The sequence below is a fragment of the Enterobacter sp. 5-4 genome (assembly GCF_000612205.1).
Taxonomy (GTDB): Bacteria; Pseudomonadota; Gammaproteobacteria; order Enterobacterales; family Enterobacteriaceae; genus Enterobacter; species Enterobacter roggenkampii.
This window is the reverse complement of record NZ_JFHW01000002.1, coordinates 36,501-55,704: the sequence shown is the minus strand read 5'-3', so window position 1 is coordinate 55,704 and position 19,204 is coordinate 36,501. Positions and strand designations below refer to the sequence as shown.

19 protein-coding genes are annotated in these 19,204 nt (G+C 57.1%); 10 read left to right on the top strand and 9 right to left on the bottom strand.

Going from position 1 to position 19,204, the window contains the following annotated elements:
• Positions 1–34: 34 nt before the first annotated feature.
• Positions 35–538, bottom strand: a complete 504-nt coding sequence (locus tag AA74_RS0100500) for a phenolic acid decarboxylase (RefSeq protein WP_008503103.1) — start codon at positions 536–538, stop codon at positions 35–37.
• A 99-nt stretch (positions 539–637) separates the two neighbouring features.
• Between AA74_RS0100500 and AA74_RS0100495 the strand changes: the two genes are divergently transcribed.
• Together AA74_RS0100495 and AA74_RS0100490 are read left to right on the top strand one after the other, a co-directional pair.
• Positions 638–1,519, top strand: a complete 882-nt coding sequence (locus AA74_RS0100495) for a LysR family transcriptional regulator (protein ID WP_025910236.1) — start codon at positions 638–640, stop codon at positions 1,517–1,519.
• Positions 1,520–1,551: 32 nt separating this feature from the next.
• A complete protein-coding gene (locus tag AA74_RS0100490; protein ID WP_021242161.1) occupies positions 1,552–2,346 on the top strand; it encodes an SDR family NAD(P)-dependent oxidoreductase in 795 nt (264 codons plus the stop codon).
• 5 nt (positions 2,347–2,351) lie between these two features.
• Here AA74_RS0100490 and AA74_RS0100485 read toward each other — a convergent pair whose 3' ends face one another.
• Positions 2,352–2,798 (bottom strand): NlpC/P60 family protein, encoded by a 447-nt coding sequence (locus AA74_RS0100485; RefSeq protein ID WP_008503106.1) that lies wholly within the window; start codon positions 2,796–2,798, stop codon positions 2,352–2,354.
• 321 nt (positions 2,799–3,119) lie between these two features.
• Here AA74_RS0100485 and AA74_RS0100480 point away from each other — a divergent pair, with 321 nt between their 5' ends.
• Positions 3,120–3,779, top strand: coding sequence for an HAD family hydrolase (locus AA74_RS0100480; protein WP_023294747.1), 660 nt, complete (start codon positions 3,120–3,122; stop codon positions 3,777–3,779).
• Between the two features lie 84 nt (positions 3,780–3,863).
• Here AA74_RS0100480 and AA74_RS0100475 read toward each other — a convergent pair whose 3' ends face one another.
• Together AA74_RS0100475 and AA74_RS0100470 are read right to left on the bottom strand one after the other, a co-directional pair.
• Complete coding sequence (locus tag AA74_RS0100475; RefSeq protein ID WP_025910228.1) at positions 3,864–4,889, bottom strand: TerC/Alx family metal homeostasis membrane protein; 1,026 nt, start codon at positions 4,887–4,889, stop codon at positions 3,864–3,866.
• Between the two features lie 163 nt (positions 4,890–5,052).
• Positions 5,053–5,451: a potassium channel family protein gene (locus AA74_RS0100470; protein ID WP_008503110.1), complete on the bottom strand. Its 399-nt coding sequence runs from the start codon at positions 5,449–5,451 to the stop codon at positions 5,053–5,055.
• 315 nt (positions 5,452–5,766) lie between these two features.
• Between AA74_RS0100470 and AA74_RS0100465 the strand changes: the two genes are divergently transcribed.
• Entirely contained in the window at positions 5,767–7,104 is a 1,338-nt protein-coding gene (locus AA74_RS0100465) for an MFS transporter (RefSeq protein WP_025910226.1), read from the top strand.
• Positions 7,105–7,138: 34 nt separating this feature from the next.
• On the opposite strand, the gene AA74_RS0100460 is transcribed toward AA74_RS0100465, so the two are convergent.
• Positions 7,139–7,876: an IclR family transcriptional regulator gene (locus tag AA74_RS0100460; RefSeq protein WP_025910224.1), complete on the bottom strand. Its 738-nt coding sequence runs from the start codon at positions 7,874–7,876 to the stop codon at positions 7,139–7,141.
• A 169-nt stretch (positions 7,877–8,045) separates the two neighbouring features.
• Here AA74_RS0100460 and AA74_RS0100455 point away from each other — a divergent pair, with 169 nt between their 5' ends.
• Together AA74_RS0100455 and AA74_RS0100450 are read left to right on the top strand one after the other, a co-directional pair.
• Positions 8,046–8,738, top strand: a complete 693-nt coding sequence (locus tag AA74_RS0100455) for an RraA family protein (protein ID WP_025910222.1) — start codon at positions 8,046–8,048, stop codon at positions 8,736–8,738.
• Positions 8,738–9,676, top strand: coding sequence for an NAD(P)-dependent oxidoreductase (locus AA74_RS0100450; protein WP_008503114.1), 939 nt, complete (start codon positions 8,738–8,740; stop codon positions 9,674–9,676). The genes AA74_RS0100455 and AA74_RS0100450 overlap by 1 nt, the downstream gene beginning before the upstream one ends.
• A 32-nt stretch (positions 9,677–9,708) precedes the next feature.
• Here the strand turns inward: AA74_RS0100450 and AA74_RS0100445 are convergent, their stop codons facing one another.
• Positions 9,709–10,905, bottom strand: a complete 1,197-nt coding sequence (locus AA74_RS0100445) for an NAD(P)/FAD-dependent oxidoreductase (protein WP_025910219.1) — start codon at positions 10,903–10,905, stop codon at positions 9,709–9,711.
• Between the two features lie 228 nt (positions 10,906–11,133).
• Here AA74_RS0100445 and pitA point away from each other — a divergent pair, with 228 nt between their 5' ends.
• On the top strand, positions 11,134–12,633 hold the full coding sequence (gene pitA / locus AA74_RS0100440; protein ID WP_008503116.1) for an inorganic phosphate transporter PitA: 1,500 nt from the start codon (positions 11,134–11,136) through the stop codon (positions 12,631–12,633).
• 54 nt (positions 12,634–12,687) lie between these two features.
• On the opposite strand, the gene uspB is transcribed toward pitA, so the two are convergent.
• Positions 12,688–13,023 (bottom strand): universal stress protein UspB, encoded by a 336-nt coding sequence (gene uspB, locus AA74_RS0100435; RefSeq protein ID WP_003861224.1) that lies wholly within the window; start codon positions 13,021–13,023, stop codon positions 12,688–12,690.
• A gap of 283 nt (positions 13,024–13,306) precedes the next feature.
• On the opposite strand from uspB, the gene uspA reads away from it, so the two are divergent.
• Positions 13,307–13,744: a universal stress protein UspA gene (uspA, locus tag AA74_RS0100430; RefSeq protein ID WP_003861223.1), complete on the top strand. Its 438-nt coding sequence runs from the start codon at positions 13,307–13,309 to the stop codon at positions 13,742–13,744.
• Positions 13,745–13,835: 91 nt separating this feature from the next.
• Here the strand turns inward: uspA and rsmJ are convergent, their stop codons facing one another.
• Entirely contained in the window at positions 13,836–14,588 is a 753-nt protein-coding gene (rsmJ, locus tag AA74_RS0100425) for a 16S rRNA (guanine(1516)-N(2))-methyltransferase RsmJ (protein WP_025910206.1), read from the bottom strand.
• A gap of 7 nt (positions 14,589–14,595) precedes the next feature.
• Positions 14,596–16,638 carry an oligopeptidase A gene (gene prlC / locus AA74_RS0100420; protein ID WP_021242152.1) on the bottom strand — a complete coding sequence of 681 codons (2,043 nt, stop codon included), beginning with the start codon at positions 16,636–16,638 and terminating at the stop codon, positions 14,596–14,598.
• A 207-nt stretch (positions 16,639–16,845) separates the two neighbouring features.
• On the opposite strand from prlC, the gene AA74_RS0100415 reads away from it, so the two are divergent.
• Both AA74_RS0100415 and gorA read left to right on the top strand, forming a co-directional pair.
• The gene (locus AA74_RS0100415) at positions 16,846–17,688 is read left to right on the top strand and encodes a 23S rRNA (adenine(2030)-N(6))-methyltransferase RlmJ (protein WP_021242151.1); all 843 of its coding nucleotides are present in this window, start codon (positions 16,846–16,848) and stop codon (positions 17,686–17,688) included.
• 71 nt (positions 17,689–17,759) lie between these two features.
• Positions 17,760–19,112 (top strand): glutathione-disulfide reductase, encoded by a 1,353-nt coding sequence (gene gorA / locus AA74_RS0100410; protein WP_023345065.1) that lies wholly within the window; start codon positions 17,760–17,762, stop codon positions 19,110–19,112.
• Positions 19,113–19,204: the final 92 nt, after the last annotated feature.

Sequence of the window (19,204 nt, the reverse complement as noted above, 5' to 3'; positions counted from 1 at the left end):
GGGAACTTTTCTATTTAGTTAATTGTCGCGCTTATTACAGGTTATCTGGAAAGTTTTTCGGTAATTCACTGGCCGCACAGGCGATCACGCTTTCATTATTGGCACCGCAGTCGCGTACAAAAGTGATTGTGGCAAATTCATCAATCACTTCGGTTGGATACGCCGGGCCCGCATCACGGTAGCTGTTCATCAGCGGAATATGATCGTTCTGGAAGCAGACGGTTTTTTCCGGGTTGTTCATGACCCAGCGCGGGAAGAAGATGGTGCCGTGGAACAGTTTGTCGCCCAGGTTCACAATCAGGCTGACGTCGGTACCGGTTGGCTCGGTCCAGGAAATTTTATAGATGCTCTCCCCTACCCGCACGATGTAAGCCTGCTGATCTTTCACCCAACGGTTTGCCACCAGACCGCTGTGAATACGGTAATCCAGGGTCGTCTCGTTTTTGACGTAAATCTCGTAGTTCCAGCCGTTGTCGTAGGTGTAAACAAGGTGTTTGCCAACGAAGCCGCTTAAGTCGTGTTTGTCGAAGGTGTTCATAAGATGTCTCCTTTGTTTTGATGAGACGATCGTACCCCTTCAAAAATTGAATGAATAACGCTATGTTTTAATAAAATTCATCCAAATTTTAGATAAATTATGCATAAGACGACGCTGGAACAATGGTCTTTACTGGAAAGAGTGGTCGAGGCGGGCAGCTTTGCCAAAGCCGCAGAAGAAACCCACCGCAGCCAGTCCTCGGTGAGCTATAACCTGTCGCTGCTGCAGGAGCGGCTGGGCGTGACCCTCCTGGTGCCGGAAGGACGACGGGCGGTGTTAACGCCGGCAGGAGAACTGCTGCTCAACCAGGTGAAACCGCTGCTGAAAGCCTTTTCGTACGTTGAGACGCGCGCAGCGACCCTTCGCAACGGAATGCGCACGCGGCTGGATCTGGTGGTGGATTCCATTTTCCCTCGCCGCCGCCTGTTTGCCATTCTGCGCCAGTTCCAGCAGCAGTATCCGCAAACCCAGGTACGCCTCACCGAGGTGCTGGAAAACACCCGGGACGATGCCATTAACGACGAAGCCGATGTGATGGTCCTCACCCGCCGCCAGGACATGACCGGGCTCGGCGAATGGCTGATGAATATCGACTTTGTTGCCGTGGCCCACCATCAGCATCCTCTCTTTCACCTCGACGCGCCGCTTAACGACGACATGCTACGCCCGTGGCCGCTCATTCAGATTGCGGACAGCCAGCCCGCCGCGCGCGCGGCCGGTGAGTCATGGACCTTCTCCACCATCGATGCCGCCATTGAGGCCGTCCTCTCTCAGGTCGGCTACGGCTGGCTGCCAGAGGAACGCATCCTGACCCAGCTGGATCAAGGCATCCTGAAACGCCTGCCGCTGAGCCACGGTGCACGCAGAGCGACGCCGCTTCACCTGATTGTTAAGCGCTCCCTCGCCCCGCTTGACGAGCAGGTGGAGACGCTGCTGCGCCTTTTTAGCCAGGAGCAGTCATCCTCACCTGCTACGCTTTAAGGTCCGAACGTTAAAACGATAAGGAGCGGATGATGAAAATCGACTTTACGGGGAAAGTGGCGCTGGTGACCGCCTCAACCGGCGGGATCGGGTTCGCCATTGCCAGAGGGCTGGCAGAAAGCGGTGCCGAGGTGATCGTTAATGGCCGCAGCACGGAATCGGTGAATAAAGGCATCCAGCAGCTGCAGCAGGTGGTGCCGGGCGTGCAGGTGCGCGCCGCGATTGCCGATCTCAGCACGGCGGAAGGGGTCGAGTCGCTGCTGAAGGTGGCGAATAACGTCGATATTCTGGTTAACAACGCCGGGATTTACGGCCCGCAGGATTTCTATGCCACCGACGATGAAACCTGGGAGCGTTACTGGCAGACCAACGTGATGTCCGGCGTGCGTCTTTCCCGCGCCCTCCTGCCGGGCATGGTGCAAAAGGGCTGGGGACGGGTGGTGTTTATCTCCTCCGAGTCGGCCTGCAATATCCCGGCGGATATGATCCACTACGGCGTGACCAAAACGGCGCAGCTCTCCCTGGCGCGCGGGCTGGCGAAGTTCGTGGCGGGAAGCGGCGTGACGGTCAACAGCGTCTTGCCGGGGCCAACGATGTCGGACGGTTTCGCAGAGATGATGAAGGATGAAATCGAAAAAACCGGTAAATCGCTGGAGCAGCTGGCGAAAGAGTTTGTGATGGCCAACCGCCCCAGCTCGGTGATCCAGCGCGCGGCCACGGTTGAAGAGGTGGCCAATATGGTGATTTATGTCTGTTCGCCCCAGGCTTCCGCCACCTCGGGCGCGGCGCTGCGCGTCGATGGCGGCGTCGTGGATGACATCATCTGAGGCTGTCAGGCTGCACTGCCTGCAACCCGACGGGCAGTAATGTAGTGCGCCTGCCAGTAAGCATCCGTCAGGGTTGATACCGTGACGCCCTGGCTGCTTGAGGCATGAATAAACTGGCTATTGCCAATATACACGCCGACATGCCTGCGGTTCGGACCCGTCTGGAAGAACACCAGATCTCCGGGCCTCAGGCGGTATTGCGTCACCTGCACCCCGCGGTGGATCTGCTCGCCGGTCGTGCGCGGTAAGTTAAGATGCGCCACATCGCTGAACAGGTGCTGCATGAGCGCGGAGCAGTCCACCCCGCGGCGCGTGGTACCGCCCCACTGGTACTGGGTCCCCTTCCACTTTTGGTATTGATCAAGGATGCGCGCGCGCAGCGGGCCCGTATCCTGTTGCATCAGTGCAGATTTCGCTGGCGAGACGGCCAGGTCACTGTTCATCGATAGCATCGACGCGGGGAGTTGAAAACTTAATGCAGAAAACGAAGCAAAACTTAACGTCAGGATTGAAATAAACGATCTAAGAGTCATATCAAGAAAGCAGTAGTGAGTGAGTTTTTCCTTACCTGTGGGGGCCAAAGGGTTCCCCTGAATATCGTGCGATGTGGCGATAATATAGACAGATCGTTTTTTCACCAATTCTTATCGAGGCCAAAAATGGACTCACTTTGAGATCGCAAGATCGAGAAAAAAATGGTGGTGATGTAAGGACTGTCCTGGTAAAGCAGGTAAACTGATCCACAGAATGTGTATTTCAGCTAAGACGTATTTATGACCAATATGATTGCCGACGAGACGGTGGCGAAATCCAGCGTGCTCTCTGTCTTTGACTTTGATGGGACGTTAACACACCACGACAGCTTTATTCCTTTCCTGCGCTTTGCCTTCGGGAAACGCTACTTCGCGGGCCGTCTGGTGCGTATGGCGCTGCCTACGCTCCACTGCGTGCGTCGCAAGCTGACGCGCGATGAGCTAAAGGAAGTGCTGATCAAAACGTTCCTGACGGGCGTGGATGAACGCTGGTTGCGCCAGCAGGCGGAAGCGTTTTGCGAAAAATACTGGAGCAAGCTGATGCGCCCCGAAGGGGTTCTGGCCGTGGCGGCCGAGGTGAATTCCGGTGCGGAGGTGACCATCTGTTCCGCGTCTCCGGCGCTGGTGCTTCAGCCGTGGGCTGACAAACTGGGCATTAAGCTGATTGGCACGCAGCTGGAAGTGAAAGACGGCAAGCTGACGGGGCGCATCACGGGCCACAACTGCCGCTGCGCCCAGAAGGTGGCCAGGCTGGAAAAAGTGTATGGCGATCTGAACGCCTATCACCTGCGCGCCTGGGGGGACACCCGCGGTGACCACGAGCTGCTGGCGGCGGCGCAGGATCCGCACTGGCGGCACTTCCACCCGCCGCGCAAGCGCCGGAATTCACCCATCAAGTAGCCTTTTTGCCGGGTGGCGGCTGCGCCTTACCCGGCCTACATTCGAACTGTAGGTCCGGTAAGCGAAGCGCCACCGGGCGGTACATCAGGCTTCTCGTTTCCCCGGGAACATCACGCTCGCAATAATTCCCAGCGCCAGCACGCCCAATACCACAAACAGGCTGGCCGTCGCGCCAATGCTGTAACCGTGATGCCAGAAGTGATCGGTGGCATTTAACCCCAGCTTGAACGCCACGAAGAACAGCAGCAGCACCACCGCTTTCTCGAGATGCACCAGATACTGCTTCAGCGCTTCCAGCACGAAGTAAAGGGTACGCAGGCCGAGGATAGCGAACATCATGGCGCTGTAGATAATCAGCGGCTCGCGGCTGACGGCGATAATGGCCGGCACGGAGTCAAACGCGAACATCACGTCTGAGAGTTCCACCACCGCCACGCAGAGCAGCAGCGGGGTCGCATAGCGCTTCGCCTTCTTCACGCGCCCAACCATCACGTCCTGGTTTTCCGGCTTTTCAAGCTCCACATCCACCTCTTTCTGCGTCAGAATAAAGGCGTTGCTGCTGATTTTCGGCCAGACCGGATAGAAGCGTTTTACCAGGCGATAGGCGAGATGACCCGAGTAATCTTCCACTTCGTCACTCTCTTCATTGCGTCGGAGCATCATCACCGCCGTCCAGCCGACGACCAGCGCGAAAATCACCTCGACGTAGGGCCCCAGACTTAACAGGCTGGTGCCGATAGCCACGAAAATACCGCGGAAGACAATCGCCCCCAGCACGCCCCAGTAGAGCACGCGGTGACGGTACTTATCCGGCACGCCGAACCAGGCGAAGATCGCCATCATCACAAACAGGTTATCGACGGAGAGCACCTCCTCCAGCGCATAACCGGTGAGGAACAGGCTCGCCATCTCGGCGCCGTGGTGAACGTACAGGAACCCGGCGAAGGCCATCGCCATCATGACCCAGAAGAGGGACCACATTGCGGCGCTTTTCAGCGAGATCGGTTTTTCGTGACGGTGCATAAAGAGGTCGATAAACATCGCCCCAACGGCCATCACCACAAAGACAACAACGGTTTCCGTCGGGAAACCGAGATGAGCAGCAGACATACAAAACCCTTTTATAGAGGCAAAGCACAGCACCATGCAGGCTGGCGTAAACCAGCAGAGAAAAAGGGTGGGCTGTTTATCACATCCACCCTCAAAACCGCAGCGCGACGGCCGCGTAAGGGGTGTACTTTACCTTACCAGATGGGGATTGCACATCTACCGTTTAGGCGCTCATGCCACGCAAACGCTGCAGCACTGCGACCAGAACCGCCACAGACCAGCCTACCATCAACGCGCCCACCAGTCCTTCCACCCCGCCGATGAGCCGCCAGTGCTGGGGTAACGTGACGTCGCCGTACCCTACCGTCGCATAGCTCACCAGCGAAAAGTAGAAGCTGGTGTTCCAGTCATTAAACGCGTCGATGACAAAATAAAAGGCAGCAAACAGCCCGGCCTCCAGGAGATGGGCGAAAATCATAGAGATAACGATACCGACATTGCGTAAAACAATGCGTACCGCAGAATCGACGTCTAACGTGATGAATTTTAAAACGCCAAACATCCACAGCGAATGAATGACCACGGTTAGGGTAAGCAAAATAATAATGCTGAGTAGCTGCATGGTACGTGCTCTGACCAAAAGGAGTATGGCCCCGCGAACGCGGCGTGGCATCTGGTCGAAGCTTAGTTGAATGGAGAGGAAAAGTTGGTGCAATAATTGCGTTACGTGATTATTTCTCTGCCAGCACGTCATGCTTGCGGCTGGTCAGCAGCCTTGAGCGATATCCGCAGCGCACTATCTGTGAGTCACCTCTTATTTACATCATTTAAACCTTCCATTAACTGGATAAAAAGAACGCACCGTCGCTATAGTGGTTTTGTTTAATAAAACCAAGTTGTACCTAATAAAACAAAGAACACACCCTGCGAGGATACAATGACAGAACATTTACGTAACGGCGCGACCGCCACCGAGGACATAGAAAGAGAGACGATGCGGAAGGTGATCTGGCGTATTCTCCCGTTTCTGATTGTCAGTTACCTGGTCTCGATTATCGATCGCGGGAATATCGGCATGGCTTCGCTGCAGATGAATGAGGACCTTGGCCTCAGCAAAGCGGCGTTTGGCTTCGCCAGCAGCCTTTACTTCGTGGCCTATTTCCTGTTTGAGGTGCCGAGCAACCTGGCCATGCAGAAAGTCGGCGCCCGGCTGTGGATCCCGCGCATTATGATCAGCTGGGGCATCGTCTCCATGGGCATGGCGCTGGTTCAAAATACCACGTCGCTCTATATCGTCCGTTTTCTCCTCGGGGCAGCGGAAGCAGGCTTCTTCCCCGGCGTCGTGCTGTATCTGACCTGGTGGATCCCTGCCCGCTACCGCGCGCGCATTATTGCGTCCTTTATGGTCGCCATCCCGCTCGCTAACTTCATCGGCTCCCCGCTTTCCGGATTGATACTGTCGCTGGATGGCTGGCTGGGTCTTCGCGGCTGGCATCTGCTGTTCATTATTGAAGGCTTACCTGCGGTGCTGCTGGGTATTGCGGCCTGGTTTATTCTCCGGGATCGCCCTCATCAGGCGAAATGGCTCAGCGATGAACAGAAAAAGTGGCTGGAAACCACCCTTGAGACCGAGCGTAGCCAGCAAAAGAACATTGGACACCAGACGACGTGGCAGCTGCTGAAGCATCGCCAAATCTGGCTGATGGCGCTGATTTACGCGGGCGCATCGTCCGCGGGCACCACTATTAGCGTCTGGTCTCCTCAGCTGCTGAAATCCTTCCATCTTGATAATCTGCAAACCGGTCTGTTTAACGCCATTCCTTACGGTCTGGCATCGGTTCTGATGATTGTCTGGGGACGACACTCCGATCGCACCAATGAACGCCGCTGGCATACTGCGCTGACGCTGTTCATGATTGCTGCCGGTGTGTTCGCTGCCTTTGTCAGCGTCTCGCTCTTTGCCACTATTGTGATCCTGAGCATTATCCTGACGGGCGCATATTCGATGAAAGGGCCTTTCTGGGCGCTGGCGTCCGGCTGGATGAGCAGCTCCTCGGCGGCGGCAGGGCTGGCCGCAATTGGCGCCATCGCGAACCTGATTGGCGGGGCGGTCATGGTAAATGCCTACGGCATGATCAGCGAGCAAACGGGCAGCTACACGTTGGCTATGCTTCCGCTGGCCGCGCTGTGCCTGGCCGGGGGTATCGCGGTACTCATTATGGGACGACAGGCACGCAACGCTCAGCTACACGAAAAACAGGTCACACATTCGTGATGACAGAAGCGGGACACATGTCCCGCTTCTGCGTTTAAAGATTTTCTTCCGCCGCGTCGCTCGTTTCACCAAAGAACTGCTGACAGAAGGGCTTACTGGCTCCCATTTTCTGCGACAGACGGCTGGCCGCCACCTTCATCAACGGGCCTATCTCCTTCTCACGACGATCTTCCGTCAGCCGTGAGATGGGGCCGGTCAGGGCTAACGCCGCAACCAGCTTGTCGTGAACGCCGAAGACAGGCATCGCAAACGCCGCGGTGTGGGGATCGCGTGCGCCTGACGTGTAGAAAGGGAGTTCAGCGTCTCCCTCTGGCAGGCTCTCATTGAGCCCCCAATGGCGCAAGACCTTACTGATGGCCGAATTATCGAGCGGGAACTGGCTGCCGGGAAGATTGCTGTGTCGCAGGCCGTGCGACGCTTCCGCGCGAAACAGGCAAAGGCGCTGCCCACCCTCCAGCACATACCAGCTGGCGCTCTCCTGAGACGCCAGGGAGAGCGCCTGAAGCTCTGGCTGAACCACCCGCGAAAGATGGAAAGATTGTTCATACAGCTTACCGAGGTAAAGCAGACGTGGGCCAAGCGCATAATTGCCGTCTTCATGCCTGACGACGTAATTCATCCGTTCAAGAGAATTCATCAAGCGGTAAACCGTGGTTTTGTGATAACCCGACAGCTGTGCCAGCGCGGTCAGCGTCAGGCTCTCATCCCCAGGACGGAAGCAATCCAGTAAAGCCAGCGCTTTTTCAACCGCTACAACGCCTTCATTCCCCATCATTATCTCCTTGTTAGCCCGGCAGTGAGTGTACCTCAAATTTTGTGAGTCACTTCGTGTTTACATCACAAACGCCACCTCGGGTCTGGCTAAAAGGAAAGCAACACCGCTATAGTTGTTTTGTTCTGTACACCTGCATTGTACTCAGTAAAACAATATGGAGGCATTCATGTCCGTTCCTGAAAAAAAACCGATTAATCGCCAGTTCGAACGCGTTTCTGCCGAGGACGTTCGTCGGGCTGCCGAGTATCAGGCAGCCATTCTGGCCGACGTGGCCGGTCGCCGCGGTACGCTTCACGGCCGCATCAAACCGCTGGCTCCTCACATGTCCGTTGCGGGTCCGGCCATCACCGTGGAAGTCCGTCCGGGTGATAATCTGGCGATTCATGCCGCGATGGCGGTTGCGCAACCCGGCGATGTCCTGGTCGTCGATGGCAAAGGCGACCTGAGCTGCGCGCTGCTGGGCGAAATCATGGCCACTCAGGCTCAGGCGAGCGGCATTGCGGGCATCATTATTGACGGTGCTGTACGTGACGCCGATTCCCTGAGTAAAGGTCACTACCCTGTCTTTTCTGCCGGTCTGAACCCCTGCGGCCCGACAAAGTTAATTTCTGGCCGGGTTAATCATCCCATTTCAGTCGCCGGGGCGACGGTTCAGGCCGGGGATCTGGTTGTCGCGGATATCGACGGCGTGGTCGTCATCCCGCGCGATGAGGTTCAGCAGGTTATCGCGCTGGCAAAAGAAAAGCTGGAGATGGAGACCCGGCGTCTTGCCGCCATCCGTGAAGGCGATTTGCGTCCACACTGGCTTGATGACGCGCTTCGTAAGGCAGGTATGTTAGCTGACGGGGAGACGCTGTGATGGGGGGCAAAGACGTAATTCTGGTTACCGGAAGCGACCTGGCGGAGCAGGCCATGGTGATGCTGCAGGGCTTTGAGGTGGTGTTTGCGGGCCGCCAGCCGACAGAAGATGACCTGATCGCGCTGTGTGAACGACACAATCCCGTGGCGATTCTGGTTCGTTACGGCCGGATCACCGCGAAAGTCATGGATGCCGCCCCGGCTCTGCAGGTTATTTCCAAGCACGGAAGCGGGATCGATGTGATAGACCAGACGGCAGCGGCCGAGCGCAATATCGCCGTCCGCGCTGCCCCAGGCGCAAACGCGGCGGCAGTGGCTGAACATACCTGGGCGCTGATCCTCGCCTGCGCAAAGTCCGTGGTGCCTCTGGACAAGCGGTTACGGGACGGGCACTGGGATAAGGCAACGCATAAATCCATTGAGCTGGAGGGATTAACCCTGGGGCTAATCGGATTGGGCGCTATCGGCTCGCGCGTGGCAACTATTGGTCATGCCTTCGGCATGAAGGTGCTGGCTTACGATCCCTATGCTAAATCGATGCCTGCCCTGTGCGAACGTGCAGAGACGCTGACCGGACTTCTTTCCCGTTCCGATGTCATCTCTTTGCACTGTCCGCTAACCGATGAGAATCGGGGAATGATCAATAGCGAGGCGCTCGCACACTGCAAGCGGAACGCCATTCTGGTCAATACGGCACGCGGTGGACTGATCCACAGTGAATCGTTACTGGCGGCGCTCCGGGATGGCACGCTGCACAGCGCAGCGCTGGACAGCTTTACCCAGGAGCCGCTGACGGCGCCGCACCTCTGGCAGTCCGTAGAAAACGTGGTGATTTCACCGCATATTGGCGGCGTTACCGCCGCGTCATACATCAAGATGGGGACCGTGGCCGCGGGCAATATTCTGGCCGTGACGGATGCCACCACCGTCAGCTCGTAAAGCCAAGCGTGACGAGTGGCAGCACGCTGATGTCACTTGTCTTCTGCCAGCGCCTGAGCACACGCCCAGGCACTTGCCCAGGCCCACTGGAAGTTGTACCCGCCGAGCCAGCCGGTGACGTCCATCACTTCACCGATGAAGTAGAGCCCCGGCACGTTCCGCGCTTCCATGGTACGGGAAGAGAGTTCATTCGTGTCGACTCCGCCCAGCGTGACTTCCGCCGTGCGGTAGCCTTCCGTGCCGTTTGGCTGCACGCGCCAGTTTGTTAGCGTCTCGACCAGCGTTTCCTGCTCGCGGCTGTTAAGCTGCTTGAGCGACACGTCGGGGATCTGCCCCAGCACCTGCAAACATTCTACCAGACGCTTCGGCAGCTGCATTGCCAGGGTGTTTTTCAGGCTCTGATTCGGGTGCGCCGCACGCTGCTCGTTGAGGAAGGCATCCAGATCGCAATCGGGGAGCAGGTTAACCGTGACAAACTCCCCCGGCTGCCAGTAGCTGGAGATTTGCAGGACCGCCGGGCCGGAGAGGCCGCGATGGGTAAAGAGCAGGTTTTCGCGAAACACCGTGCCGTCTTCGGCGGTGATAACAGAGGGAACAGACACGCCAGACAGCGTCTGAAGCTGTTCCAGAAGCGGTTTATGCAGCGTGAACGGCACCAGCCCGGCGCGCGTAGGCAGGACTTTCAGGCCAAACTGTTCGGCAATCTTATAGCCGAACGGGGAAGCGCCCAGCCCCGGCATAGAGAGGCCGCCGCTGGCGATCACCAGATTATCGGCACTGACGGTTTCGCCGTTGAGCTGCAGCGTGTAGCCCTGGTCGTCACGGGAAACCTCCAGCACCTCGGTGCGCAGGCGCATGACCACGCCGCCCTTCTCGCACTCGGCCACCAGCATATCGACAATCTGCTGCGCGGAGTCGTCGCAGAACAGCTGGCCCAGCGTCTTCTCATGCCATGCGATACCGTGCTTACCCACCAGGTCGATAAAGTCCCACTGGGTATAACGCGCCAGCGCAGATTTACAAAAATGACGGTTTTGGCTCAAATAGGCCGCGGGTTCAACATACAGGTTAGTAAAGTTGCAGCGCCCGCCGCCGGACATCAGGATCTTGCGGCCTGGCTTTTTACCGTTATCTAGCAGCAGCACGCGACGACCCGCCTGTCCGGCCATTGCCGCACAAAACATACCCGCCGCACCGGCGCCAATTACCACGGCATCAAACCTTTCCACGTCAAAACCCTCTTTGTTAACTGCCGCGGATTGTAAAGTTTCCTCTGTGGTCACACCAGCGTAAAAAGATATTACAAAGCCATTCCATTGAAATTTAAAGAATATCCTTTCAGGCACTTTTCTCAAATCAGGTGGTATGTCAAAAAAAGTCTATATTTCACTTTGCCCGTTGCGCATTTGTCCTGGATAATGCGCCGCGTTCATGTCCTCAAAATGGCGTAACGTCCTATGCTACATTTGTTTGCCGGCCTGGATTTACATACCGGGCTTTTACTCTTGCTTGCTCTGGTTTTTGTACTGTTTTACGAAGCGATCAACGGCTTCCACGACACTGCAAACGCAGTAGCGACGGTTATCTACACTCGCGCAATGCGATCGCAGCTTGCGGTTGTTATGGCGGCGGTATTTAACTTTTTTGGTGTCCTCCTGGGCGGACTGAGCGTTGCGTATGCCATTGTGCATATGCTGCCAACAGATCTGCTGCTTAACGTAAGTTCTGGCCATGGCCTCGCTATGGTGTTCTCAATGCTGCTTGCTGCAATTATCTGGAACCTCGGTACCTGGTATTTCGGCCTGCCTGCATCCAGTTCTCACACCCTCATCGGCGCGATTATCGGTATCGGGTTAACCAACGCCCTCATGACCGGTACATCGGTTGTTGATGCGTTAAATATCCCGAAAGTACTGGGGATCTTTGCCTCTCTCATCGTCTCCCCTATCGTGGGTCTGGTGGTGGCGGGCGGGCTGATCTTCATCCTGCGTCGTTACTGGAGCAATACCAAAAAACGCTCCCGTATTCACCTGACGCCGGCAGAGCGTGAAAAGAAAGACGGCAAGAAAAAGCCGCCATTCTGGACGCGTATTGCCCTGATCATTTCCGCTATCGGCGTGGCTTTCTCACACGGCGCGAACGATGGTCAGAAAGGCATTGGTCTGGTGATGCTGGTACTGATCGGTGTTGCTCCGGCAGGCTTCGTGGTTAACATGAACGCCTCCGGCTACGAAATCACCCGTACCCGCGATGCGGTCAACAACGTTGAAACTTATTTCCAGCAGCACCCTGAGCTGCTGAAAAAAGCGACCGGCGTTGACCAGTTAATTCCGTCTCCGGAAGCCGGTGCCACGACTGCGCCTGGCGAATTCCACTGCCATCCGGCAAACGCGATTAACGCGCTGGAACGTGCCAAAGGCATGCTGGGCAATATCGAAAGTTATGACAAACTGACCGTTGAGCAGCGTGGTCAGCTGCGTCGCATTATGCTGTGCATCTCTGATGTGACGGATAAAGTGGCGAAGCTGCCAGACGTGAATGCTGACGACCAGCGTCTCCTGAAGAAACTGAAAGGCGATATGCTCAATACCATTGAGTACGCGCCAATCTGGATCATCATGGCGGTCGCACTGGCACTCGGTATCGGTACGATGATTGGCTGGCGCCGTGTGGCGACCACCATCGGCGAGAAGATCGGTAAGAAAGGCATGACCTATGCGCAGGGTATGTCCGCGCAGATGACGGCGGCAGTGTCTATCGGTCTGGCGAGCTACACCGGTATGCCGGTATCCACCACCCACGTACTCTCCTCGTCCGTGGCAGGTACCATGATTGTTGACGGTGGCGGTCTGCAGCGCAAAACCGTGACCAACATTCTGATGGCCTGGGTGTTCACCCTTCCGGCGTCCATCCTGCTGTCTGGCGGGTTGTACTGGATTTCGCTGAAGCTGATTTAATCGGTTAAAGGCGACAAAAAAGCGGGTCAGGTAACTGACCCGCTTTTTTTATGCTCAGTGCCAAATCATCAATGCAATCATGCTGACGACGACCAGCCCGCACAGGGCACTGGTCAAAATGAACTGACGACGCAGGCGCTCGCAGCGACGGATAAATTCTTCATCGTGATGATCGCGGTAGCGCTGGTAGTAGATATATCCCACCAGACGCATCTGTTTGCTGGGCTGTCCATGCGAGGTGAAGAACCCTCCACCGTCCACATACTGATAAAGCAACGGATCGCAACCACGAAGTACCACTAACAGCGCACGTAACGATGAGAAGTAGCGCGCCATATTCACTATGCAAACTACGCATAACGCCCAAAACAATGCGACGGTGCTAATCATACATCCTCCCCGGCGTCCGCCCACGAAGCAAGGCTTCTGAGCTACCGCACCCCAATGCCCTGACAGACAGTTCAGTGAAAGAATGACCAAAAGTCGATCCGGTTCGCGTTTTAATATCCGAACGGCTCATTTAATAGTGTAGGAGATCCGTTAATTTTTTTGCCACAAGGTTAATCGTTATCAACACCAAAGCTTGAAAAATATGTTTAACTGGGCCGTAATGAAAGCATCAGACGACGGCTTTTCCATTTAGTCATCGATAACTTAAGGAAGGAGTAACACTATGGCTTACAAACACATTCTCATCGCGGTAGACCTCTCCCCGGAGAGCAAAGTGCTGGTTGATAAAGCGGTATCCATGGCACGTCCCTACAACGCGAAAGTTTCGCTGATTCACGTTGATGTGAATTACTCCGACCTCTACACCGGTCTGATCGACGTCAATCTGGGCGATATGCAGAAGCGTATCTCCGAAGAGACGCACCATGCCCTGAGCGAACTGTCCACCAACGCGGGCTACCCGATTACCGAAACCCTGAGCGGCAGCGGCGACCTGGGCCAGGTATTGGTTGATGCGATCAAGAAATACGACATGGACCTGGTGGTGTGCGGTCACCACCAGGACTTCTGGAGCAAGCTGATGTCTTCCGCTCGCCAGCTGATTAATACCGTTCACGTGGATATGCTGATTGTTCCGCTGCGTGACGAAGAAGACGAGTAAGTGCAAAAAAGCCCGGTGGCGCTAACGCTTACCGGGCCTACAGGCGGCACGAAATGTAGGCCGGGTAAGGCGAAGCCGCCACCCGGCTTTTTTATTCCGGTGTTCCCGAATAAATATCAAACCGGTGCCCTTTGGTGGTCACCGCGTTGGTCGTGGCAACGTCCGCCAGGGGCGGCGCATAGTCAGGGCGCTTCACCACCACCCGCTTCGTCGCCAGCTGACGAGCCGGTTCCAGCAGGCCATCCGCATCCAGATCAGGCCCCACCAGAGACTGAAACACCCGCATCTCTTTCTTCACCAGCGCGCTTTTCTGCTTGTGCGGGAACATCGGGTCGAGATAGACGACCTGCGGGCGCGGGGTGATATCGGTCAGCGCCGTCAGGCTCGAGGCATGGATCAGCTGCAATCGTACCTGCAACCACGGGCCGATTTCCGGGTCCGCGTAGCCACGCGTCAGACCATCGTCCAGCAACGCGGCCACCACCGGATTACGCTCCAGCATCCGCACATGACAGCCGACAGACGCCAGCACAAACGCATCGCGCCCCAGCCCCGCCGTGGCATCCACCACGTCCGGCAGATAGCTTCCTTTAATCCCAACCGCTTTCGCCACCGCTTCGCCGCGACCGCCGCCGAACTTGCGCCGGTGCGCCATGGCCCCGCCGACAAAATCGACAAAAATCCCGCCGAGCTTCGGTTCGTCGCGCTTACGTAATTCGAGATGTTCTGGTGTCATCACCAGCGCCATCAGGTTATCTTCATCGTGCTCCAGCCCCCAGCGGGCGGCCAGAACAGATAAGGCGCCGTCTCCGGCGCCCGTTTCATCCACTAAGCAGATCTTCACGTAACAATCAGCCTTTGATCCCGTAATGCTCAAGCATCGCGTCCAGCTGCGGCTCGCGCCCACGGAAGCGTTTGAACAGCACCATTGGCTCTTCGGAACCACCGCGGGTCAGGATGTTATCGAGGAACGACTGGCCGGTTTCGCGGTTAAAAATCCCCTCTTCTTCGAAACGAGAGAAAGCATCCGCCGCCAGCACGTCGGCCCACAGGTAGCTGTAGTACCCCGCCGCATAGCCGCCTGCGAAGATGTGGCTGAACGCGTGCGGGAAACGACCCCAGGTTGGCCCAGGGATCACCGCGACCTGCTTTTTAATCTCGGCCAGGGTTTCAAGGATTTTCGCCCCCTGCTCCGGGCTGAACTCGGCGTGCAGGCGGAAGTCGAACAGGCCGAACTCCAGCTGGCGCAGGATAAACATCGCCGCCTGGTAGTTCTTCGCCGCCAGCATTTTATCCAGCAGTTCTTTCGGCAGCGGTTCGCCGGTCTCGTAGTGGCCGGAGATAAACGCCAGCGCGTCCGGCTCCCAGCACCAGTTTTCCATAAACTGGCTTGGCAGCTCGACCGCATCCCACGGAACACCGCTGATGCCTGCCACGCCTGCGGTTTCGATGCGGGTCAGCATGTGGTGCAGGCCGTGACCGAACTCGTGGAACAGGGTGATCACTTCATCGTGGGTGAACAGCGCAGGTTTGCCGTTCACCGGACGGTTGAAGTTACAGGTCAGGTAGGCGACCGGCTTCTGCAGGGAACCGTCTGCTTTACGCATCTGGCCCACGCAGTCGTCCATCCACGCCCCGCCGCGCTTGTTCTCACGCGCGTAGAGATCGAGGTAGAAGCTGCCGCGCAGTTCGTTTTTCTCGTCATACAGCTCGAAGAAGCGCACGTCCGGATGCCAGACGTCGATATCGGTACGCTCTTTGGCGGTGATGCCATAGATGCGCTTCACCACTTCAAACAGGCCGTTAACGGCTTTGTTTTCCGGGAAGTACGGGCGTAGCTGCTCGTCGCTGATGCTGTAGAGGTGCTGCTTCTGTTTTTCGCTGTAGTAAGCAATGTCCCACGGCTGCAGCTCGTCCACGCCGAACTCCGCTTTCGCGAAGGCGCGCAGCTGGGCCAGCTCTTTTTCACCCTGCGGACGGGCGCGTTTCGCCAGATCGGTCAGGAAGTCGAGCACCTGCTGCGGGTTTTCCGCCATTTTGGTGGCGAGAGATTTGTCGGCGTAGTTTTCAAAGCCCAGCAGCTGCGCCAGCTCGTGGCGCAGGGCGAGGATTTCCGCCATGACCGGGCTGTTGTCCCACTTACCGGCATTCGGCCCCTGATCGGAAGCGCGGGTGCTGTAGGCGCGGTACATCTCTTCGCGAAGCGCCTGGTTGTCGCAGTAGGTCATCACCGGCAGATAGCTCGGGATATCCAGCGTTAACAGGAAGCCGTCCTGCTCTTTCGCTTCGGCCTGCGCTTTTGCCGCCGCCAGCGCGCTTTCCGGCATGCCGGAAAGCATAGCTTCGTCGGTAATCAGCTTCGTCCAGCCCATGGTGGCGTCAAGGACGTTGTTGCTGTACTGGTTGCCCAGCTCGGACAGGCGCGCGGCGATTTCACCGTAGCGGGTCTGCTTCTCTTTTGGCAGGCCAATCCCGGACAGCTCAAAATCACGCAGGGCGTTATCGACCGATTTTTTCTGCGCGGTATTCAGCTCGGCGTAGTGATCGCCGTCGCGCAGGTCGCGGTAGGCTTTGTAGAGCCCTTCGTGCTGGCCGACCCAGGTGCTGTACTCAGAGAGCAGCGGCAGGGTTTGCTCGTAGGCTTCGCGCAGCTCCGGGCTGTTTTTTACCGAGTTCAGGTGGCTCACCGGGGAGAAGATACGCCCCAGCACGTCGTCCACTTCGGCCAGCGGCTGACACAGATTTTCCCAGGTGTACGGCCCGCCCTGCGCGACCACGCTTTCTACCGCCGCGCGGCAGTTGTCCAGCGATTGCGTAACCGCTGGAACCACATGCTCGGGGAGGATTTTAGAAAACGGTGGCAACGAAAAAGGCGTCAGTAATGGATTGGTCATAAACGCTGTCCTGTTGAAAGAGGTGAATGAAGCGCGCATCCGGCGCTGTGCATATGCGATCTAGAATGGGGTTAAGTGTAGAGGATTTCAATGCCAGACGTGGCGGAAAAGAGCCCGGTGGCGCTGCGCTTACCGGGCCTGCGGGTAATCTACGCCGTTCTGCTGTAAACTGTGGCAAATCGTCAATTCAGCGGAATATCATTACCCATGCTCAGTTATCGCCACAGCTTCCACGCAGGCAACCACGCCGACGTCCTTAAACACACCGTTCAGAGCCTGATCATCGAATCGCTCAAAGAGAAAGAAAAGCCGTTTCTCTATCTGGACACGCACGCGGGCGCGGGCCGTTATCAGCTGAGCGGCGAGCATGCCGAGCGTACCGGTGAATATCTGGAAGGGATCGCCCGCATCTGGCAGCAGGACGACCTGCCTGCCGAGCTGGAGCCGTACATCGGCGTGGTGAACCACTTCAACCGCAACGGCCAGCTGCGTTACTACCCGGGGTCCCCGCTGATTGCCCGCCAGCTGCTGCGCGAGCAGGACAGCATCCAGCTGACCGAGCTGCATCCGAGCGACTTCCCGCTGCTGCGTTCTGAATTCCAGAAAGACAGCCGCGCCCGCGTGGAAAAAGCCGACGGCTATCAGCAGCTGAAAGCCAAGCTGCCGCCGGTTTCCCGTCGTGGCCTGATACTGATCGACCCGCCGTACGAAATCAAAACCGACTATCAGGCGGTGGTGACGGGTATTCACGAAGGCTACAAACGCTTCGCCACCGGGACATACGCCCTGTGGTATCCGGTGGTGCTGCGCGCGCAAATCAAACGCATGATCAAAGACCTGGAAGCCACCGGCATCCGCAAAATCCTGCAGATCGAGCTGGCCGTGCGTCCGGACAGCGACCAGCGCGGCATGACCGCCTCGGGCATGATCGTCATTAACCCGCCGTGGAAGCTCGAAGCGCAGATGAACAACGTGCTGCCGTGGCTGCACAAAACGCTGGTGCCAGCCGGTACGGGTCATACCTCCGTCAGTTGGATCGTGCCGGAGTAATCGCAGCCATCGGTGGAAACTATTGATTTCAGGTATACAATCGCGGCAATTCACGATTAAGGACAAAAGCTATGACTAAGCATTATGACTACATCGCCATCGGCGGTGGCAGCGGCGGCATCGCCTCCATCAACCGCGCGGCCATGTACGGCCAGAAGTGTGCGCTGATTGAAGCCAAAGCGCTGGGCGGCACCTGCGTGAACGTGGGTTGTGTACCGAAAAAGGTGATGTGGCATGCGGCGCAAATCCGTGAAGCTATCCATATGTATGGCCCGGACTACGGCTTTGACACCACCATCAACCACTTCGACTGGGACAAACTGATCGCCAGCCGTACCGCCTACATCGACCGTATTCACACCTCGTACGACAACGTGCTGGGTAAAAATAACGTCGACGTTATCCACGGTTTCGCCCGCTTTGTGGACGCGAAAACGATCGAAGTGAACGGTGAGACGATCACCGCCGATCACATCCTGATCGCCACCGGCGGCCGTCCGAGCCACCCGAATATCCCGGGCGTGGAATACGGCATCGACTCCGACGGTTTCTTCGAACTGCCTGCCCTGCCTAAGCGCGTTGCCGTGGTGGGTGCGGGTTACATCGCGGTGGAACTGGCCGGGGTGATTAACGGCCTGGGCGCTGAGGCGCACCTGTTCGTGCGCAAACACGCGCCGCTGCGCAGCTTCGATCCGCTGATCGTTGATACGCTGGTTGAAGTGATGAACACCGAAGGTCCAACCCTGCATACCAACGCCGTGCCAAAAGCGGTCGTGAAAAATGCAGACGGCAGCCTGACCCTGGAGCTGGAAGATGGCCGCAGCCAGACCGTTGATTGCCTGATCTGGGCGATTGGCCGCGAACCGGCTAACGATAACTTCAACCTGGGCGTGACCGGCGTGAAAACCGACGAAAAAGGCTATATCGTCGTCGATAAATTCCAGAACACCAGCGTACCGGGCATTTATGCGGTCGGCGATAATACCGGTGCGGTTGAGCTTACCCCGGTTGCCGTTGCGGCGGGCCGCCGTCTCTCCGAGCGCCTGTTCAATAACAAGCCGGACGAGCATCTGGACTACAGCAACATCCCGACCGTGGTCTTCAGCCACCCGCCAATCGGCACCGTCGGCTTAACCGAGCCGCAGGCGCGCGAGCAGTATGGCGACGACCAGGTGAAAGTGTATAAATCGGCGTTTACCGCGATGTATACCGCCGTCACCTCTCACCGTCAGCCGTGCCGCATGAAGCTGGTCTGCGTCGGTCCGGAAGAGAAGATTGTCGGTATTCACGGCATCGGTTTCGGTATGGATGAGATCCTGCAGGGCTTTGCGGTAGCGCTGAAGATGGGCGCGACCAAGAAAGACTTCGACAACACCGTGGCGATCCACCCAACGGCCGCCGAAGAGTTTGTCACCATGCGTTAATGCATAAGCCCCTCTCCGGAGGGGCTTTTTTTATTCACATTCATAAATCGTTGCAAAACGAATGCTCCGAAAAGAGTGATCTACCGCACATA